Source organism: Albidovulum salinarum, from assembly GCF_025673475.1.
Lineage (GTDB): Bacteria > Pseudomonadota > Alphaproteobacteria > Rhodobacterales > Rhodobacteraceae > Albidovulum > Albidovulum salinarum.
Genome location: NZ_JAOVQO010000012.1, coordinates 75,732 through 91,803, shown reverse-complemented (window position 1 = coordinate 91,803; position 16,072 = coordinate 75,732). Strand labels below are relative to the sequence as shown.

At 66.7% G+C, this 16,072-nt stretch carries 14 protein-coding genes; 3 read left to right on the top strand and 11 right to left on the bottom strand.

What is annotated here, in order from left to right:
* Positions 1-72 precede the first annotated feature (72 nt).
* From OEZ60_RS13650 to OEZ60_RS13605, 10 genes are all read right to left on the bottom strand, one after another.
* Positions 73-1,458 (bottom strand): trypsin-like peptidase domain-containing protein, encoded by a 1,386-nt coding sequence (locus OEZ60_RS13650; RefSeq protein ID WP_263337163.1) that lies wholly within the window; start codon positions 1,456-1,458, stop codon positions 73-75.
* 5 nt (positions 1,459-1,463) lie between these two features.
* The gene (locus OEZ60_RS13645) at positions 1,464-1,733 is read right to left on the bottom strand and encodes a hypothetical protein (protein WP_263337160.1); all 270 of its coding nucleotides are present in this window, start codon (positions 1,731-1,733) and stop codon (positions 1,464-1,466) included.
* 26 nt (positions 1,734-1,759) lie between these two features.
* Positions 1,760-2,761 carry a hypothetical protein gene (locus OEZ60_RS13640; protein ID WP_263337158.1) on the bottom strand — a complete coding sequence of 334 codons (1,002 nt, stop codon included), beginning with the start codon at positions 2,759-2,761 and terminating at the stop codon, positions 1,760-1,762.
* A gap of 89 nt (positions 2,762-2,850) precedes the next feature.
* Positions 2,851-4,863, bottom strand: coding sequence for a putative 2-aminoethylphosphonate ABC transporter permease subunit (locus tag OEZ60_RS13635; protein WP_263337155.1), 2,013 nt, complete (start codon positions 4,861-4,863; stop codon positions 2,851-2,853).
* A 2-nt stretch (positions 4,864-4,865) separates the two neighbouring features.
* Positions 4,866-6,002: a putative 2-aminoethylphosphonate ABC transporter ATP-binding protein gene (locus tag OEZ60_RS13630; protein ID WP_263337153.1), complete on the bottom strand. Its 1,137-nt coding sequence runs from the start codon at positions 6,000-6,002 to the stop codon at positions 4,866-4,868.
* Positions 6,003-6,087: 85 nt separating this feature from the next.
* The gene (locus OEZ60_RS13625) at positions 6,088-7,110 is read right to left on the bottom strand and encodes a putative 2-aminoethylphosphonate ABC transporter substrate-binding protein (RefSeq protein WP_263337151.1); all 1,023 of its coding nucleotides are present in this window, start codon (positions 7,108-7,110) and stop codon (positions 6,088-6,090) included.
* Positions 7,111-7,411: 301 nt separating this feature from the next.
* Positions 7,412-8,761 carry a (R)-1-hydroxy-2-aminoethylphosphonate ammonia-lyase gene (gene pbfA / locus OEZ60_RS13620; RefSeq protein ID WP_263337149.1) on the bottom strand — a complete coding sequence of 450 codons (1,350 nt, stop codon included), beginning with the start codon at positions 8,759-8,761 and terminating at the stop codon, positions 7,412-7,414.
* A 61-nt stretch (positions 8,762-8,822) separates the two neighbouring features.
* A complete protein-coding gene (phnY, locus tag OEZ60_RS13615; protein WP_263337145.1) occupies positions 8,823-10,268 on the bottom strand; it encodes a phosphonoacetaldehyde dehydrogenase in 1,446 nt (481 codons plus the stop codon).
* 17 nt (positions 10,269-10,285) lie between these two features.
* Positions 10,286-11,536, bottom strand: coding sequence for a phosphonoacetate hydrolase (gene phnA / locus OEZ60_RS13610; RefSeq protein WP_263337140.1), 1,251 nt, complete (start codon positions 11,534-11,536; stop codon positions 10,286-10,288).
* A 32-nt stretch (positions 11,537-11,568) separates the two neighbouring features.
* A complete protein-coding gene (locus OEZ60_RS13605) occupies positions 11,569-12,756 on the bottom strand; it encodes a 2-aminoethylphosphonate--pyruvate transaminase (RefSeq protein WP_263337137.1) in 1,188 nt (395 codons plus the stop codon).
* A gap of 213 nt (positions 12,757-12,969) precedes the next feature.
* Here OEZ60_RS13605 and OEZ60_RS13600 point away from each other — a divergent pair, with 213 nt between their 5' ends.
* From OEZ60_RS13600 to msrA, 3 genes are all read left to right on the top strand, one after another.
* A complete protein-coding gene (locus OEZ60_RS13600) occupies positions 12,970-13,842 on the top strand; it encodes a LysR substrate-binding domain-containing protein (protein ID WP_263337135.1) in 873 nt (290 codons plus the stop codon).
* A gap of 98 nt (positions 13,843-13,940) precedes the next feature.
* The gene (msrB, locus tag OEZ60_RS13595; protein ID WP_263337133.1) at positions 13,941-14,387 is read left to right on the top strand and encodes a peptide-methionine (R)-S-oxide reductase MsrB; all 447 of its coding nucleotides are present in this window, start codon (positions 13,941-13,943) and stop codon (positions 14,385-14,387) included.
* Positions 14,384-14,890 (top strand): peptide-methionine (S)-S-oxide reductase MsrA, encoded by a 507-nt coding sequence (msrA, locus tag OEZ60_RS13590; RefSeq protein WP_263337131.1) that lies wholly within the window; start codon positions 14,384-14,386, stop codon positions 14,888-14,890. The genes msrB and msrA overlap by 4 nt, the downstream gene beginning before the upstream one ends.
* A 76-nt stretch (positions 14,891-14,966) precedes the next feature.
* On the opposite strand, the gene OEZ60_RS13585 is transcribed toward msrA, so the two are convergent.
* A complete protein-coding gene (locus tag OEZ60_RS13585; protein WP_263337130.1) occupies positions 14,967-16,052 on the bottom strand; it encodes a BMP family ABC transporter substrate-binding protein in 1,086 nt (361 codons plus the stop codon).
* Positions 16,053-16,072 lie beyond the last annotated feature (20 nt).

The window sequence follows — 16,072 nt, the reverse complement described above, 5'->3', positions numbered from 1 at the left end:
CTCGCCCTGATGATACGTCGCCGCCCCGATCACCGGGAAATCACATACCGGACAGGGCCGCGTGATCGCGCCTCAGCCGCCCGACAGCCGGACCATTGCGCGGCGGCCGCCGCGCAGGAACTCGATCTGCCAGAGCCGCGCCGGTTGGGCGGTCGCGGCGGCAAGATCCTCCGGCACCCGGATCGGCAGCCCGTTGACCGCGATCAGGATGTCGCCGGGCCGGAGCCGGGTACGCCGCGACGGCCCTGCGACTTCGGTCACCACCACGCCCTCGGCAGAGAGCGGCAGGCCCAGCCGCTCGATCAGTGCCGGGCCGAGCGCCGCGACCGCGAGCCCGTTCAGCGGCGAGCCCGAACCAAGCCGCAGGCTCTGCTCCGCGTCAGGGTCGGGCGCCGGCGACAGCACGATCTCGGTCTCCGCTTCGTCCCCGTCGCTCCAGTAGCGCAGGTCCGCCGTGCCGCCGGGGCCGAGTATCGCGAGCCGGTAGTCGAGTTCCTGCGGCCCGTCCACCGGATGCCCGGCGATCCCCGTCACCACGTCGCCGGCGTCGAGCCCGGCCTTCGCGAAGGGGCTCTCGGGGTGGATCTGCCGGATCACCACGCCGCCGGGCGCCGCGAGCCCCAGCGCCTCGGCCATGCCGGCATCAACGGGCTGGACCTCGATCCCCGACCAGGGCCGCGCGAAATCGGCCGCACCCGCCTCGGCCTGCGCGACATATTGCGCGACGAGGTTCGACGGGATCGCGAATCCGATCCCGTGTGAGCCGCCAGAACGGGTCAGGATCGAGGTGTTGATGCCGAGAAGCCGGCCCGCCGTGTCCACCAGCGCACCGCCGGAATTGCCGGGGTTGATCGCCGCGTCGGTCTGGATGAAGTAGCCCCTCCCGCGCCCCATATCGCCGCCCGCCCGCGCCAGCCCGGAGACGATCCCGCTCGTGACCGTCTGGCCGACGCCGAACGGGTTGCCGATCGCGAGCACGAGGTCGCCGACCTCGGCCAGGTCGGAATCGGCGAGGTCCAGCGCCGGCAGGTCTTCCGCCCCGTCGAGCCGGATAACCGCCAGGTCGGCGGCCTCGTCAGCGAGGATCACGCGGCCCGCGTATTCGCGCCGGTCGGCGAGCACGACGCGGATATCCTCGGCGCCGCCGACGACGTGGAAGTTCGACACCACGATCCCGTCCGCCCGGAGGATCACCCCCGAGCCGAGCGAGTTCTGCACCCTTGGCACGCTCGGGCCGAAATCGAAGAACTGTGAGAACAGCGGATCGTCCGCGAAGGGGCTGAGGCGCTGGGCAACGATGCGGCTGGCATAGATATTGACCACCGTCGGCGCGGCGGCCTTCACCACCGGCGCGAAGCTGAGCCCGATCTCGGCCCGGTCGGCGGGCACCTTTGCCTGGGCAAGAAGCGGCACGGGCAGGGCGGCGGCCACGATGAGGCAGAAGGCGGCGATGCGCATTCGGGTTACGGTCCGGGTCGTTGCGTGCTTCCGCAAAGATCGGGCGCCGCCGCGGCCAGTTCAAGCGCCGCCCGTGCCGTTTTCCGCCTGCCCTGTTCTACCTGCAGCGTCGAGAGATACTCGATCAGCGACAGGATACGGGTGCGCACATAGGCCTCGGTCTCCCAGGGTGAGAAGTTCGGATCCTGCGCCGCGTTGACCCGCAACCGGTAGCGGCTGCCCCAGATCGGCATCTCGCGCGTGCCAAGCGCGCCGGCGTCGGAGCCCTCGATCACGCCGTAGGTCGCCGCGACCCCCGGCTTCAGCGCATCCAGAGGCCGGCGCGCTTGATCGTGTTGCGGATCGCCTGTTCGCGCTTGGGCAGGTCGGTCCGGTCGAACATCTCCCGGATTGCGTGGCCCTTCCTCTGGTAGACGATCTTCTTCAGGGGCAGGTATTCCTTCAGAACCTTCTTGATCGGATTGGGCGCGATCGCGGTCTCGAGTATCTCCACCGCGCGGTCGCTCTCGCGCGCGTAAAGCAGCGGGAAGAGCCGGTAGTGGCAGGTCACCGCGCCGTCGAGCCCGGCAAGCTTCGGCCCCGGCCTGCCGCCGCCGAAGGAATGGATCACCAGCGGCAGCGCCACCTGGTCGAGCCAGGGGTCGAGCGACTGGCAGACGAGCTCCGGCGGTGCGTCGTCGCGGATCGCCAGCGCGTAGTCGAGGAACCGCTCCCCGAACGCATGCGGGCAGCGGTAAAAGAACCAGCCGGCGTTGAAGTAGAGATACCGCTCCCAGTATTCGTCGGGCTTCGAGCGGTCGAGCGAGCTTTCGTAGTCGAGCCCGAACTTGTCGTAGAGCGACTTCCAGGTCGCGCCGTAGCCCGGCCCGTAAAGCTCCAGCACCGGCCAAGTCCCCTCGCGCCGCATCGAGGCGGCGGGGCGGTCGAAGTCGAAGCCGACGCCGGAAAGCGGCCCGGTGAAGAGCGTGTCGGTATCGAAGAAGACGAAGGGCTGGCCCTCGGGCAGGGCCGCGAGGCCCTCGATCTTGTTGCCGTAGGGATAGCGCTCGCCGAAATAGCGGCTCTCGAACGGGACGATCTCGGCCCCGAAGCCTTCGAGCAACGCGCGCAGCGGCGCGTCGATGCGGGGATCCCCGGGCCAGAGCGGGCCCGGCTGCGGCTCGCCGACGATGAGCCGGCCGGGGAAGTCCGGATTGGCGGCGCGGAAGGTGGCGGCGAAGACCACCGCCTCGTAGCCGAGCCGACCGGCCTGACCGATGCAAAAGACGTTGAAGCCGCGCTCTCCCGCTGCGTTGCCCGACATGCCCCGTTGCCCGTTATTGGTTCCCTGTCCGTGCCCTTATAGGCGCGCCGCGCCGCCTGGGGAAGCGGCGCGACGCCAGTGATCCCGCCTCAGCGCAGCCGCCAGGCCTGGGTGCGGTTGAGGATCCGGCGCGAGGCCAGCGCATGCAGGATCCGCGCCCCGGCATTGGTGTAGAAGATCATCATCCCCATCGCCGCCGCGGGCGCGATGTCGCCCGCGTCGTCCATGTTCAGGACCGCGATCGAGGCGAGCGCGGTATGGGTCGAATAGATGAACACCACCGCCGAGACCGTCGTCATCGCGTTGACGAAGAGGTAGATCGAGATATCGAGGATTGCCGGCAGGCAGACCGGCACCGTGACCCGCGCGAAGAGCTTGTAAAAGGGCTGGCGCAGCGACGAGGCGACCGGCTCGAACTCCGCGTCGATCTGCTTCAGCGCGGTCAGCGCGGTCAGGTGGCCAACGGTGTAGAAGTGGGTCACGGTCGAGATGACGAGGATTATCATCGTTCCGTAGATGAAGTGCAGCGGATTGGCCGGATTGTTGAAGAAGAAGATATAGGCCAGCCCGAGCACCATCCCCGGTACCGCCATCGGCAGCATCGCGAGGAACTGGAACAGGCCGCGCCCGGTTTTGAAGCCGTCGATCTTCTCGACCATGTAGGCGCCGGTGAAGATCACGACCGTACCGATCCCCGCCGTCATCAGCGCCAGCTTGATCGAGTTCCAGTAGGCCGCCCAGCCGCCGCCATCCATCCGGTCGAAGGCGTAGTTCTTGAGGCTGAGGCTGAGGTCGTAGGGCCAGAACCGGATCAGTGCCGCATACTGGCAGATCGCGATGATCCCGACGATGAACACCGCCATCGTGCCGCACCAGGCAAGGCACAGCGCCTCCAAGCGGCGGTCGGGCCGCGGCTGGTAGGGGACCGAGCGCGCCGAGAGGAGCGAGACCTGCTTCTTCTGCACCTGCCGGTCGACGAGGAAGGCCACCACCGCCGGAATCAGAAGGATCACCGAGACCACCGCGCCCATCTCGAAGTTCTGCTGGCCGATGACCTGCTTGTAGATGTCGATGGCGAGCACGTTGTACTGCCCGCCGATGACCTTCGGCAGGCCGAAGTCGGTGATCACCAGCGTGAAGGTCACGAAGGCCGCCGAGATCAGGCCGTAGCGCGCGCCGGGGATCGTCACCGTCCAGAAGGTGCGCCACTTGCTCGCGCGTAAGGATTCGGCCGCTTCGTACTGGCGCTGGTCGGCGATCGAGAGCGCGGTCGAAATGATGATCAGCGCATGCGGGAAGGTGAAGAAGACCGAACCGATGACAATGCCCAGGGGCCCGTAGATCGACTGCCCTATCAGGAGCGATTTCATCATCCCCTGGTTGCCGAAGAGATAGATGAGCGCGATCCCCGGCAACAGCGACGGCACGAGGATCGGCATCATCGCGATCATCCGGAATGCGCCCTTGAAGGGCATGCAACTGCGGTTGATCGCATAGGCGAACCCGAAGGCGAAGACGACGGTCAGCACCGTGCTCACGACCGCGATGTAGAGCGAGTTCTGGATCGAGGAGAACAGCGTCGGATTCGAGAAATACTCGACATAGTTCTGCGCCCCGACCGACTTGACCGGCCTGAGGTTGATCCGGCGGAAGGTGTTGCTGTCGTATTCCTGCCAGTCGGTGGTGTTCTTCAGGTCGAGGCCGACGAGCCAGGGCGCGTCATCCGTGGTGCCGCGCATCCGGTACTTGACCGGGCTGCGGAAGCTGAAATCGGGAAAGAACGTTGTCGCCGTCAGCCGGCCATCGGAGCTGGAGCGCAGGTCATCGGCCGGGACCGCGCCCAGCTCCGCGTTCAGCGCCTCGGCGGTGACCGGCTCGCTCCAGACTGTGCCCGTCTCGTCGCTGACCTGGAACTCGTAGCGGGCGAGGTCGAAGCCGTAGGTGACGAAGCTCTTCGACAGCATCGCGTAGAGCGGAAGAGCCAGCGCCGCGACGAGGTAAAGCGCGATCACCCCCATGAAGATCCGCTTGATGATTCCATCGCGGTCGAGGCTCAAACGAACCCGGCGACCGGGCGGCAGTTCGGCGGTCATTTCGGTCATGCTCAGGCCCCCCGCGCGAACACGAGCACCCGCTCGGCGGGCAGTTCGACCGCCATCGCGGTACCCGGCTCCAGTTCCAGACGCCGCACCGCGTTCATCGAGAAGTTGGCCACGAGCGGCGTCTCGCCGAGCGCGTCGCTCCGCAGATGGGTGCGCCAGTAGGAGCCGAGGAACTCCATGTCCGTGATCGTCACCGGCAGCATGTTGGCCGCGCCGTTCCCGGCATCCTCGGCCCGGTGGGGCAGGATGTCCTCCGGCCGCACCGCCACGGTGACGGCGGCGCCGTCGGCAATGCGGGTCTCGCTGGTGGCGAGCACCACGTCGCCAAGCGTCACCGAGCCGCCCTGATAGGTCGAGGCGACCTTGTTGGTCTCGCCGATGAAGTCAGCGACGAAGAGCGAGGCCGGCTCCCGGTAGATCTCGGTCGGGGTGCCGACCTGCTCGATCCGGCCGCGGTTGATGACCACGATGCGGTCGGCCATCGACAGCGCCTCTTCCTGGTCATGCGTCACCATGATCGTGGTGACGCCGAGCTTGCGCTGCAATTCCTTGATCTGGTGGCGCAGATGCACCCGCACCTTGGCGTCGAGCGCCGAGAGCGGCTCGTCGAGCAGCAGAAGCCCCGGATCGATGGCGATGGCGCGGGCAAGCGCGACGCGCTGCTGCTGGCCGCCGGAGAGCTGCGCTGGGTATTTCGACGCCTGCTCGGGCAGGCCGACGAGATCCAGAAGTTCAGTGACGCGGGCGTCGATCTCGCGCTTGCTGCGGCCGGTATTCTCAAGCCCGAAGGCGATGTTGCGGCGCACCGTGAGGTTCGGGAAGAGCGCGTAGGACTGGAACACGATGCCGAAGTCGCGCTGCGACGGCGGCAGGCTGGAGATGTCCGATCCGCCCTGCCGGATCGTACCGCGGGTCTGCGGGTCGAGCCCCGCGATTGCGCGCAGCAGCGTGGTCTTGCCGCAGCCGGACGGGCCGAGGAAACACACGAACTCGCCCTTCGCGATGTCGAGCGTGACCTCCCGCAGCGCCACGAAGTCGCCGAAGCTTTTCCAGAGATCGGCGATCTCCAGGTAGGGCTGCGCCGATCCTTCGGCGACATGATCCCCGGCGGACGCCTGAAGGGCGCCGCGTCTCGTCATTGCAACCATCTTTTCCATCCGGACGGAACTTTCGGGGAGGGCGCCGCGATCAGACGCGGCGCCCGGAGAGAGTCGAAGCCGGGGCTCAGCCCTTCGGTTCGGACTTGGTGTCGTAGCGCTTGGTCCATTCCTCGAGGATGGCGCTGCGGTTGTTGGCCGCCCATTCGAAGTCGTTGTCGATCATCGCCTCGGTGATGCCCTCGGGGAAGAACTCGACCGGCTTGGCGATGCCGGGAATGGCGACGACCGCGTAGCCGACATTGTACATCTCCATCGCCTTCGGCGTGATCGACCAGTCGACCAGCGTCTGCGCCGCTTCGGCATTCGCGGTGCCGGCAACGATGGCGGTCGATTCCATGTCCCAGCCGATGCCCTCGCTCGGCACGATGATGTCGATCGGCGCGCCCTCGGCCTTGGACTTGGCGCCGCGGAACGCGAAGGAGACGCCGATTACGGTCTCACCCGCGGCGGCCATCTTGCAGGGCTTGGAGCCGGAATGGGTGTAGGCGCCGATATTCGCGTGCAGCGCGTCCATGTATTCCCAGCCCTTCTCCTCGCCGAACATCTGCAGCCAGCTCGACACGTCGAGGAAGCCGGTGCCCGACGAGGCGGGATTCGGCATCACGACATGGCCGGCATATTCGGGCTTGGTGAGATCGGCCCAGCTCGTCGGCGCGGTCAGGCCGAGCTTCTCGCCCTCGACCGTGTTGAAGCAGATCGCGGCCACCCAGGCATCCATGCCGACCCAGGAGGGCGGATTGTCGGCGTCCCGGAACCGCGGGTCGAGCGCGTCGAGCCCGGCCGGGGCATAGGGCTCCAGCATGCCTTCGGTCTTCAGCACCAGAAGCGAGGTCGCGGCGAGGCCCCAGACCACGTCGGCCTGCGGATTGTTCTTTTCCGCCAGGAGCTTGGCGGTGATGACGCCGGTGGAATCGCGCACCCAGTTGATCTTGATGTCGGGATGGTCCTGGTTGAAGGTCTCGGCGTAGCGCGCGAGATCCTCGGCCTCGACGGCGGTGTAGACCGTCAGTTCGGTCTCGGCATAGGCGGCGCCCGACAGCATCGCCGCGGCGGCAAGGGCCGGAACCAGTGTTTTCGCTTTGATCATGATACTCCCCAGTTTTATCGCAGACGCGGTCTGCAGGTCTGCCGGTCACGCTGCGGTCGTCCCGCCCGTGCCGCAGTTGCGTTCAGTAAGGCTGCCGGGTAACGGCAGAATTGCTGTTCGGTAACAGCAGGATAACACGCATCCTCCTTCGAGCCATCATCCACAGGGAGTATGGGATCTGGCGGTCGATAGGAAAAATCTATTTATCTTATGACTTGATCACCAGGGCCGATGATGCGGGCGTCCGTGCGATAGGGCGCGAATGGCGCGCGCCCGGTCGCGAACCGACGGCTTGAGGCAGTTACCGCGCTTCCGCGCGAATGGCGTCCGCGACGATGTCGAGGGCGCGGTCGAGGTCGGCCTGCGCGATGGTCAGCGGCGGCGACAGCGTCAGCACGGACCCTGCGGAAATCTTGAAGCTGAGCCCCGCCTCCAGACAGCGGTAATAGATCCGCTCCGCCGCCTCTTTCGCGGGCGCCCGGCTCTCGCGGTCGGCGACGATCTCGACGCCGAACATCAAGCCGCGGCCGCGAATCTCGCCGACGCGGGGATCGTCGTCCACCGCCTCGCGCAGGCGCGCGAGCGCATGCGCCCCAAGCTCGGCAGCGCGCGCCACCAGCCCCTCGTCGCGGATCACCGCGAGCGTCTCGAGCGCCGCCCGCGCCGTCACCGGGTTCTTCTCGTGGGTGTAATGGCCGATGGCGAAGTCCCCGCAGACGTCGAGATCGGCCCGCGCCACCACGGCGGCGATGGGCAGGATGCCGCCGCCCAGGGCCTTGCCCAGCGTCACGATATCCGGGACCACCTCGTCATGCTCGAAGGCGAACATCCGGCCCGTCTTGCCGAGCCCGGTCGGGATCTCGTCCATGATCAGAAGCGCGCCCGCGCGGTTACAGGCCGCGCGCACCGCCTTCCAGAAACCCGGCGGCGGCACCACCGGCACCGCCCGCATCGGCTCCGCGATCACGGCCGCGACATCGCCCTCGCGCTCGAGCACGAACTCGACCATCCTCGCGCAGGCCAGCCCGCAAACCTCCGGCCCGGCATGGCCATAGGCGCAGCGGTAGCAGTTGAAGGGCGCCACATGCTCGGCCCCCGGCAGCAAGGGCCCGGCGATATGCGAGCGGAATGTCGCCTCGCCGCCGACGCTCGCGGCGCCGAAGCCCGCGCCGTGGAAGGCGTCCCAGAAGCTCACGGTCTTGAACCGCCCGGTCGCCGCCCGTGCGATCCGGAGCGCCACCTCGTTCGCATCCGATCCGCCGGTGGTGAAGAGCACCTTTCCCAGATCCCCCGGCGCCAGCGCGCCCAGGGTCTCGGCCAGTTCCACCGACACGTCATTGGTGAAACGGCGCGGCGAGAAGCTCAAGGCATCGAGTTGGTCCTTGATCGCCGCCACCACGCGGGGATGGCCATAGCCGATGTGATGGACCGAGTTGCCATGGAAATCCATGTAACGCCGCCCGGCGGTGTCCTCGATCCAGATCCCTTCCGCCTTGGCGATGGTCGAAAGGCACGGCGAGGACAGCGACTGGTGCAGGAAGGCGTTCGCATCGCGCGCCAGAAGCGCCCGCGTTGCCGCATCGGGATGCCGCGCCGCCCATGCGCGGCGCGCCTCCGACGTGTTGGACTCGCCCTCGGTATGGGTAATCACGCCATCCCTTTCTTCTTTTTCCAAATATCCCCGCCGGAGGTTCCCGCAGTCGCCGCCGGGATCACCGTGGCCAGGGCAGCGAATAGGTCTTCACATTGGTGAAGAACTTCATCGCCTCCGTCACGCCCTCCTTCACCCCGTTGCCAGAATCCTTGATGCCGCCGAAGGGCGAGGTCTCGATCCGGTAGCCGGGCTGTTCCCAGATGTTCACCGTGCCGACATTCAGCCCCTCGATATAGGCCTGCATGCGGCGGAAATCGTTGGTGCAGACGCCGGAGGAAAGGCCGAACTCGGTGCCGTTCGAGATCCGCATGACCTCGACGTCATTGTCCGGCACCCGGACGATCGGGATCACCGGGCCGAAGGTCTCCTCCATCACAAGCTCGCTGTCATGCGGCACATGATCGACCACGATCGGCGGCAGCAGCGCACCCTTTCGGCCGGGATCGTAGAGCACCTTCGCGCCCTGATCGGCGGCCATGTAGACGCGCTTCTCGAACAGTTCCGCCGCCTGCGCATGGATCACGCAGCCGAGTTCGGTCGACGGGTCCATCGGGTCGCCGAAACGGATCTTCTTGGCCTTCTCCAGCACCATCGGCACGAAGCGGTCCGCCACCGACTCCTGCACGAGGATGCGTTTGATCGCCGTGCAGCGCTGGCCGGAATTGCCGGTGGCGCCTGCCACCGCGATCGTCGCGGCCTTCTCCAGATCGGCATCGTCGAGGTCATTGAGCACGATCAGCGGGTCGTTGCCGCCAAGCTCCAGCGCCTGCCGCTTGTAGACCGCCTTCGACGCGATCATCTTGCCGACCGGCACCCCGCCGGTGAAGGTGATGATGTCGATGTTGGGGTTGGTGATCATCTCGTCGCCGATGTCGGCCGGCAGGCCGGTCACCACCTGGAACATCTCCGGCGGCAGCCCGGCCTCGTAGAGGATGTCCGCGAGCGTGATCGCGGTCAGCGGCGTCAGTTCCGTCGGCTTCAGCACCATGCAGTTGTTGGTGGCGATCGAGGGCGCGATCTTGTGGCTGACCATGTTCAGCGGATGGTTGAAGGGCGTGATCGCCGAGATCGCCCGGACCGGCTCGCGCTTGGTGTAGATCTTGCGGTCCTTGCCGTTGTGGGTGAGGTCGCAGGAGAAGATTTGCCCGTCATCCTGCAAGGCCTGCGCCGCGGCGAAGGTATAGACGTCCTGCGCGCGCTTGGTCTCGTAGACCGCGTGCTGCCAGCAGATGCCGAGCTCCAGCACCAGCCACTTGGCGAGGTAATCGCGCCGCTCGCCGATGATCTCGCCGGTGCGCTTGAGGATCTGGCTGCGCTCGTAGCGGGTGAGCTTCGAACGGTAATTCGCCGCGATCTCGAAGGCCTTGCGGGCATGCTCGGCCGTTCCCGCCGGCACCGTGCCCACCACCTCGTCGGTATAGGGGTAGCGGACCTCGATCACCTTGTCGGTGAAGACGGTCTCGCCACCGATCCGCATGCCCTCGTGGCGGAGTTCAATCTCCATGTGCTGGTCCTTCATGGTCAGAGCGCCGCCGCGGTGGTGGCATAGAAGAAGGCGTCGAAGTTCCTGAGCTCCGGCGCGTCCGGCAAGTCGACCGTGCGGTTGACGATGAAGGGCACCTCCTGCTCGGTCAAGCCGCCGTGGGAGCGCAAGGGCTCCTTCAGCGCCGCGAGGTCGTGGCGATGCGCCGAGGTGCCGATAGTCATGTTCTCGCCCGAGATCATCACGATGTCGCCGATCCGGTCGGCGGGCAACTCGAACCGCTTCACCGCCTCCTCGCGGGTCACAACGAGAATGATCTCGTCCCGCGCGGCGAGCTTGGCCATGATCGCCTCCCGGTCGGCCCCCGCCGGCAGGTAGGCGGTTGCGAACGACCCCAGCGCGCCGTGATGGACGACGTAGGGATCGGTGATCGGCAGGATCACCCGCGCCGCGTCCTTGCCCAGCCACTCGTCCATCAGGTCCTGCACATAGATCACCGCCGGCGAGCCGTCTGCCTTGTGCTTGGGCTTCATGCCGTGATCGGCGGTGACGACCACCGCCGCCCCGAGCGCATCGAGTTCGGCGAGGTAGCGGTCGAACATCGCGTAGAATTCCTTGGCCCCCTGCTCGTCGGGGGCGAACTTGTGCTGGATGTAGTCGGTCGTCGAGAGATACATCACGTCCGGCTTCCACTCCTTCAGGAGCTTCACCCCGGCGGCGAAGACGAACTCGGAAAGATCCGCCGAATAGACCTCGGGCACCGGACGCCCGAGCCATTCGTTCGCCTTGTCGATCCCGTGCTCGGCCTTCGTCGTGGTGTCGGACTTCTCCGAGGAAAACGCGATCGCCCGGTCCTCGTCGAACTTGAGCCCCGCCCCCAGCAGCGCCCTGAGCTTGTCCTTCGCCGTGACGACAGCGACACGCGCACCGGCCTCGTAGAAGCGCGAGAACACCGTCGGCGCGCGCAGGAACCGCACGTCGTTCATCATCACCTCCTCGCCGGTCTCCGGGTCGTAGAGGTAGTTGCCGCAGATGCCGTGGACGCTCGGCGGCCGGCCGGTGGCGATGGAGAGGTTGTTGGGGTTGGTGAAGGAGGGGATCACCGAATGCGCGAGCCGGTCGGTGCCCTCCGCGCGCATCCGCTTCAGGGTCGGCATCAGCCCCTCGGCGATGGCGACGTCGAGGTATTCCGGCTCGCAGCCGTCGAGGCAGATCGCCACCGCCGGCACCTTCGGCCAGGGGTAGACGCGGTCATTGGCCGTCACGGGCTTGCGGGTGATCATGTTCATTTCCAGTCCTTCCGTCATATTTCGGTGCCGCCTCAGGCGGCGAGCTTGGCGCGTTCGGCGATCGCCGCCTCGGGCGGTGCGGCGGAAGCGACGCCCATCTCGGCGAGCGCCTCCTTCGCGGCCTGAACCACGCGCCGCATCACGTGTTCGTCCATCCTTCCGATGCAGCCGATGCGGAAACTCTCCACCACCGTCAGCTTGCCGGGATAGATGATGAAGCCCTTCTGTTTCATCTTTTCGTAGAAGTCGGAAAAGACGAAGGCCGGATCGGCCGGGCAGAAGAAGGTGACGATGATGGGCGAGAGCCAGCGGTCCTTCAGAAGCGTCTCGAAGCCCAAGCCCCGCATCCCCTCGACCATCACGTCGCGGTTCCGCGTATAGCGCGCCCCGCGCCCCGCGACGCCGCCCTCCGCCGCATGGAGCCGCAAGGCCTCGAGGAAGGCCGCGACCACGTGGGTCGGCGGCGTGAAGCGCCACTGGCCGGTCTTCTCCATGTAGGCCCATTGCGCATGGACATCGAGGCTGAGCGAGTGGCTGTTGCCCTTGGCCGCCTCCAGCTCCGACCGCCGCGCGATCACGAAGCCGAAGCCCGGCACGCCCTCGATGCACTTGTTGGCCGAGGAGACCATCGCCTCGTAGCGGATCTCGTTGACATCAAGGGGCAGCGCGCCGAAGGCCGACATCGAGTCGATCAGGAGCTTGCGGCCGCGCGAATAGACCGCCTCGGAAATCTCCGCGACCGGGTTGAGGATGCCGGACGATGTCTCGCAATGGATCGCCACGACATGGGTGATCGCCGGATCGGCGTCGAGCGCGGCCGCCACTTCGTCGCCCCGCGGCGGCATGTAGTCGCCCTTGTCGATCAGCGTGTATTCGCGGCCGAGGTAGCGCATTGTCTCCGCCGCACGGAGCCCGTAGGCGCCGTTCGCCAGCACCAGCGCCTTGCCGTCCCTCGGCACGAAGGTTCCGAGCATCGCCTCGACCGAGAACGAGCCCGAGCCCTGCATCGGCACGCAGACGAAAGCGCCCGTCGTATCCCCGGCGAGTGCCACGAGCTGGTCGCAGACCGATTTCGTCATGGCGCGGAAATCGGCGTCCCACGACCCCCAGTCCTTCAGCATCGCCTCCTTCGTCGAGAACGCCGTCGTCAACGGCCCCGGCGTCAAAAGATAGGGCTCGCCCAGCCTCGGGGCGGGCAGCGGCTCGGACGAATGCGGCATGGCAGGCTCCTTCGGCAACACTTGGGCTGTAGTGATGCTTTTTCCACGCGCTCGTCCATATGTAAAATCGCTATTTTAGATTGATGTATAAGGCTAACTTATTATCTGCTCGGTCGGCCCCTGCGACCGCGAGACGCGTAAGCGTTGCAACCCATAAACCGGGTCGTTAGCATCCCCGCAAACATAATCCTTCCCGATAAGGCCGCGGTTCCCATGCGCTATGTCCAGCTTCGGGCCTTCCACTATGTGGCGATCTGCGGCGGCTTCTCGCGCGCGGCCGAGGAACTGTACCTCACGCAGCCCGCAATCTCCGACCAGGTGCGCAAGCTCGAGGAGGAATACGACGTCCTGCTCTTCAACCGGCACAAGAAGCAGGTCGTTATGACCTCGGCCGGCGAGCGCCTGCTCGAGATCACCCGGCGGCTCTTTGACCAGGAGCAGCAGGCGCTCGAGCTTTTGTCCGAGAGCCGCGCCCTGCGCTCGGGGACCCTGCAGATCGTCGCCGACAGCGCGCACCATCTCTTGCACATCCTAGGCCCGTTCCGCGAACGCTATCCGGGCGTCAGGATCAACGTCCGCGCCGGCAACACCGAGACCGTCATCCAGAGCCTTTACAATTACGAGTCCGACATCGGCGTCATCGGAGAGATCCCGCGCAGCCGCGACTTTCAGCATCTGCAGCTGATCTCCACGCCGATCGTGGCCTTCGTCGCCACCCACCACCCGCTTGCGCGGGTTCCGTCGTTCAGCTTCGACGAGCTCGCGCGCCATCCGCTGGTGTTTCGCGAGCAGGGCTCGCGCACCCGCAAGAAGCTCGAGGAAGCCGCGACGGCGGCCGGTGTCGCGCTGGTGCCGGCGATCGAGGCCGAGGGCCGCGAGGCGGTGCGCGAGATCGTCGCCTCGGGCGCGGGCGTCGGCTTCGTCTCGGCGGCGGAGTTCGGCGAGGACGCGCGGCTGGTGCGGATCCCGCTGATAGGAGCGGAGGCGATCGGCATGGACGAGGCGCTGATCTGCCTGCGCGAACGCAGCGGCGGCAAGCTCGTCCGGGCCTTCTTCGAGATCGCCCGCGGCGTGGCCCTACGCTGAGAAAAGGCTGGGCGGACACACGATTTCGTCAAGGCATTGGCAATCCCCCCCGCCGGATCCCACATTCGGCAGGACCGCAGCGACAGGAAAGGACCGCAATGGCCTACCGCAAGTCCCCCGAGGCGATCGCCCGCCTCACGCCGGAACAGTACCGCGTTACCCAGGAGAATGGCACCGAGCGCCCCTTCACCGGCGAATACAACAGCACGAAGGAACCGGGCATCTATGTCGACATCGTCTCGGGCGAACCGCTCTTCGCCTCGTCCGACAAGTTCGAATCCGGCTGCGGCTGGCCGAGCTTCACCAAGCCGATAGTGCCCGCGAACGTGACCGAGCTGCGCGACATGAGCCACGGCATGATCCGCACCGAGGTGCGCTCGGCCCACGGCGACAGCCATCTCGGCCATGTCTTTCCCGACGGGCCGCGCGACCGCGGCGGCTTGCGCTACTGCATCAATTCCGCGAGCCTGCGCTTCATCCCGCGCGCGGAGATGGAGGCGGCGGGCTACGGTGACTATCTCGACCAGGTGGAGGACGTGACATGACCGAACGCGCCATTCTCGCCGGCGGCTGCTTCTGGGGGATGCAGGACCTGATCCGCAGGCTGCCCGGCGTCGTCGCGACCCGTGTGGGCTATACCGGCGGCGACGTGCCGAACGCGACCTACCGCGACCACGGCAGCCATGCCGAGGGGATCGAGATCCTCTTCGACCCCGACCGGATCAGCTACCGGCGGATTCTCGAGTTCTTCTTCCAGATCCACGACCCGACGACGAAGGACCGGCAGGGCAACGACCGCGGCGCGAGCTATCGCTCGGGCATCTACTACCTCTCCGAGGCGCAGCGCCAGGTCGCCGAGGACACGATCGCGGACGTCGATGCCTCCGGCCTCTGGCCGGGGCTGGTGGTCACCGAGGTCAGGCCCGCCGGCCCGTTCTGGGAGGCAGAGGCGGAGCATCAGGACTACCTGCAGCGGTTCCCGAGCGGCTATACCTGCCACTTCCCGCGCCCCGACTGGGTCCTGCCGAAGCGCGACGCCGCCGAGTGAGCCGCGGGGCCTGCCGGAATGAAAGAAGGCCCCGCCGTGGCGGGGCCTTCGCGCCTTCCGTGAGTCCGTGGCGCGGTTACTGCGGGATCTCGCCCTCGATCCCCTCGACGTAGAAGTTCATCCCCGACAGCGTCGCGTCGTCGGCGGCCTCGCCCTCGGCGAGCCATGCCGAGCCGTCCTGCTTGTTCAGGGGCCCGCTGAACGGGTGGTATTCACCCGAACCGATCTTGTCGCGCAGCGCCATCGCCTCGTCCCTGACCTCGGCCGGCACCTCGTCGGAGATCTCGCCGATCACCACCTCGCCGTCGCCGATGCCCTTCCAGCTCGCCAGCGGCTCCCAGGTGCCGTCGATCACCGCCTGGGTGCGCTCGATGTAATAGGGCGCCCAGTTGTCGATGATCGACGAGATCCGCGGCTTCGGCGCATAGGCGGTCATGTCGGAGGCCTGGCCGAAGGCATAAACGCCGGCTTCCTGCGCCTTGGCCATCACGGCCGTGGAGTCGGTGTGCTGCATCAGCACGTCGACGCCCTCGGCGATGAGCGCCGAGGCCGCGTCGGCCTCCTTCGCCGGGTCGAACCAGGTATAGACCCAGACCACCTTCATCTGCGCGTCGGGGTTGACCTTCTTGGCGTGGATATAGGCCGAGTTGATGCCCTGGATCACTTCCGGGATCGGGAACGAGGCGATGTAGCCGATCTTGCCCGTCTTGCTCATCCGCCCCGCGATCGTGCCGATCACCGCGCGGCCCTCGTAGAAGCGGGCGTCATAGGTCGCGACGTTCGGCGCCTGCTTGTAGCCGGTCGCGTGCTCGAACTTGATGTCGGGGAATTTCTGCGCGACGTTCAGCGTCGCGTCCATGAAGCCGAAGGACGTGGTGAAGATCAGCTTGTGGCCGGAAAGCGCGAGCTGGGTGATCGCGCGCTCGGCATCGGCGCCTTCCGGCACGTTCTCGATGAAGGTCGTCTCCACCGCGTCGCCGAAATGCTCCTCGACCGCGAGCCGGCCCTGGTCGTGCTGGTAGGTCCAGCCGCCGTCGCCCGGCACGCCGACATAGATGAAGCCGACCTTGAGCGGATCCTGCGCGAGGGCGGCACCGGCGAGGCCGAGGCCGAGCGCCGTTCCCGCAATCGCCGACGTGGCAAGGAACTGTCTGCGTTTCATATCGTTACTCCCTGTGAATG